The 3,852-nt window shown below is 40.8% G+C and carries 2 protein-coding genes; both read left to right on the top strand.

Translation table 11 applies throughout. The annotated features are described in order from the left end of the window. The coding region (locus OEV42_21375) for a hypothetical protein (GenBank protein MDH3976822.1) at positions 1-2,465 on the top strand (2,465 nt) is incomplete at its 5' end. Then, positions 2,456-3,586, top strand: a complete 1,131-nt coding sequence (locus OEV42_21370; protein MDH3976821.1) for a fibronectin type III domain-containing protein — start codon at positions 2,456-2,458, stop codon at positions 3,584-3,586. The genes OEV42_21375 and OEV42_21370, both read left to right, overlap by 10 nt. The last annotated feature ends 266 nt before the right edge of the window (positions 3,587-3,852 follow it).

Raw genomic sequence — 3,852 nt, 5'->3', positions numbered from 1 at the left:
TGCTCACCACCTCCGGAGGCTATCTCATCGTCCTCGACCTGACGGTGCCGAGCTTCCCGCAGGAACTGGGCCATGCAGCGCCGTCTGACACCTACCACGCCTTCCGCGCCGCTGCAACAGAAAGCTACAACTATACCGACAGCAGTGGCCTCACACAAGTCATGGATTTAGCTGTTACGGGAAGTAAAACAGGCGGTGTTCACACTGTCGATCTCACTAATCCCTATACGCCGACACCTATCGGTACAGTAAAGAATCCCGACGGCACCGACTTCAAGGCATTCGCCAGCGACATTGCCATCAGCCGAAATTCGGGCCTTGCTTTTATCACCTCCGGCGGGGCTATCTACGTAATCGATATTAGAGACCCCTTTAATCCCATCATGCTGAATAAGATTGACGCAGCCCCTGTTGGAGAAAACGGGGTAATTGATGAACTGCTCGGTGAAGTAAAGGCATTGGTTGAAAAGGACGGCTGGGTTTATCTGGCGAGTACAGATGGGGGGCTTAGGGTGCTGGATCTGGATCCGGTATTACTGAAATGGCTAAAAGCAGAAGGGGAAATAGAAGGGGTTAGCCATAAGTTTGCAGAAGACTATTATCCGGCGCTGGGCGGCAAGACGATAATCCTGCAAGGACTTAATGCCAATAATGGTCCTTTTAAGCCTGGTGAGGTTGTAAAAGTAAGGCTAAAAACTGTTCTGGCAAATGTTGATGTCAAGCCTCTGGCAGGATATGAGTGCCCGGGTGAAGAGCTTAATTTTAAATGCGCTAAATTTATATTTGATGATAAACTTGGTAAAAATGGCGCAAGCATCACAAAGTTTGTAGTGACGGCGGATAAGTTGACAGATATGAAAGAAACGATTAATCTTCTTTTTGAGATTGATATGAGTTCTCTCAGTTCTAAAGATAGAATATCTAATTACATGACCGGTATACCGAAAGAGCCTGTAACCCTGAATGTAAGGCACAACGGGAATGTAACGTGGAAAGAGGTGCTGGACGGTGACGCAGTCTTTATCTTCGATAAAAATGGAAAGCGTAAGGGAGCTTACGACGAGACAGATACAGAGGATACGAGGAAAGTATATTACGTTAATGAACTATTCAACCAGGTTTTGACGAGGAAACGGGGGGTGGCTAATTATGAATTACTTGATGAAAAGTCTGGTTTTTACGATCAGAAGACAGCCGATGCCGTTAGGATGTTTAAAACGAATTTTGGTATGAATTTGGTTAAATCAACGATAAATAAAAAGACAGTAAATATAGGCAACACGGCTGCTGTGGTAAACTATGATGCAGGGACGAAGATCTTTTCTTATGGATCGACAGATGATACATCGCCTATTTTCCGAAAACTCATGAAAGATTATGGAAAGCGTGATAAGGGTGAAAGCGGCTCTTGGCTGGACAAGGTTATTGACAAAGGTTTACTTGTGGGTGCGCACAATAAACTGGAAGATTACCTTGTAAATGCTGCCGGGAATGCAAACAATGATACGGGTCTTTTTGAACTGTATAATAACGTGGTAGTTCCTTTTGTTGATGGGATGATTGCAGAGGGTAATACTTATAAGAATTATACGGGTTTCTTTAGGTCACGAAGTGGAACGGTGGAAAAGGGCGTTTCATATAGCTATGGTAATCATATGAAGATTGATGAATTTACAACTTACAAATCTGTAATGGTAGGTGCTCCATCAAGTTATCCCATATGTATTCCCGAATATTCCAATGGATACTGTGGTGATAATGATTTTTACAATTACAGAGGAAACCTGGTGAATAATGATCCCGGAAATATGTATGCAGGGCTTAAAAGACATGAATATAATAAATGGATGTATCGTTACTTTAATTTAGATGGCAATAATACTTTCCAATTTGTCCCTAGCGAACATTATTTTTATCCGCTTCACTGGGCCGGAATTGACTGTTCAGGTTTTGTACAGAGGGTGGTGAATGCAACTGAAAATAAATTAAATAAGGAAAGCCTATTACCTGCGGTAAAAACCAGGTTGATAGATCTCGCTGATTATGATGAATACTGTGATAATCTAAATTGTTACAGGCACAGAGCCTCGAATGGAACTTTTGCAAATAAAGATCCTGTCAATGCAACACCTGCTAAATATTTAACTTATTATAAAACTTTACCGAATGATGAAGCTGAACGGAATAAAGTTTTTATAAAACTTAAAAAAGGTGATGTTTTGAAATATAGAAATGTTCATGTTTCAATGGTATATGATATTGATGTTTCACAATGTAATGCAAATAATTGCAATTATGAGATAATTCATGCCTATGGGGTGAACTGTTTTAAAAAGGAAAGGGATAAATTGACTAATCAATGTAAACCCGGTACTTTTAAAAGAAAAGTGGTTGTTACACCAAACAATATTTCAGGTACATTGAAGACGCCTACAGGTTTCGGGAGGATAAAATTATGGGATTGAAATATATAGTCTCTATTGCTGCATTTTTATTATTAATGCCGTTCTTGAATAATGCAGATTGTTCATGGCAAGGCCCTATTGAATTTACAAGTGGAACTTGGGGGGGGGGAGATGGGCAATTTGGTATTGAATATGGTGATACAGAAGATCTTTTTTCAGGAAACTTTTATTTATTATTGGATGGTACATTTATTATTGATGATATTATTCAAAATACACGCATGAAAATGTACGATGCATCTGGTCAATTAATAAAAATAGTCAAATGTATTCGTCTCGAATCAGGTGAATTAAATGAACAATGTAGACTTCCTTTGGCTGATTACATAGGTACTAATAATAACGGGGACATTTGGTTAGATGAGAGTGAATACAAAACTAAAAAATTTACACTCTATACTCCTGTAGGCGAATTATTACAAACATATAAAGAACGACCTTTAGAATTAGGAAGGATAGAAACTAAAAGTCTTGGTGGTGGTAGCTATAAAGTCACTGTTACTTATCACGACATAACATTCCATTTAAATAAAGGACCTTTTTCAAAATATATCCGTGATGATAAAGGCTATCTTAATGCTGGTGGTGTAAAAAGTATGGAAAAGTTTGACGCCTGTGGTAAGTCGAAAGGGTATTTTGTTGTTCCTGATAATGAATATAATGTTATTCATCCCGGAGGGAATGGTTTTGAAGAAATGTCTGAAATGATTGTTGAATACGGTTCGCCTGTTGTTGCGCCTAACGGTGATATTTACATATGGAAGCGAACCCCCGAAAATTACAATATCATCAAATGGGCATGGGTAGATGAAGCTACCGACCCGAAGGGTGGCCCTGACATGCCGGAAGCGGTTCAAGCATTACCGTCTACATCGGGTGTTTACTTTACCTGGAATCCATCACCCCAAGATCCCGGTTGTGTGACGGGTTATGAAATAGAAAGAGCTTCATCAGCAGGAGGAACTTACAGTAGCGTTGCTACCGTTCCTCTCAACGAGAATCAGACTTATAATTACAACGATACCACCGCCGGAGTGGGCGCGACGTGGTATTACCGTATCCGTTCAACATCGGAGATCGGAAATTCCGATCCGGTGGAGGTGAGCGCAACAAGGCCGTAAGTATTGGAGTTGATAAAATCAGATGAAGGGAACGGATTAAATTCTGTTCCCTTTTTTCGTTTCGGGTTGCCGAATCATATTTGTGAGCAATTAGGTTCAAATGCAGGAATCGGCATTTACCCATTACTAACGGTTTTTTGATCTTTGATAATTTTATCGCGGCAGGAACGGAGGGCTGGCACACGGCTGATGTGACGGACCCCACAAGGCCGGTTCTTCTCTACAGTCACAGGCCGTCACCGCAGTTCTCCTTCCGCGGTGTGGCA

Source organism: Deltaproteobacteria bacterium (assembly GCA_029860075.1).
Taxonomy (GTDB): Bacteria; Desulfobacterota; JADFVX01; order JADFVX01; family JADFVX01; genus JAOUBX01.
This window is presented reverse-complemented; position numbering and strand designations above follow the sequence as displayed.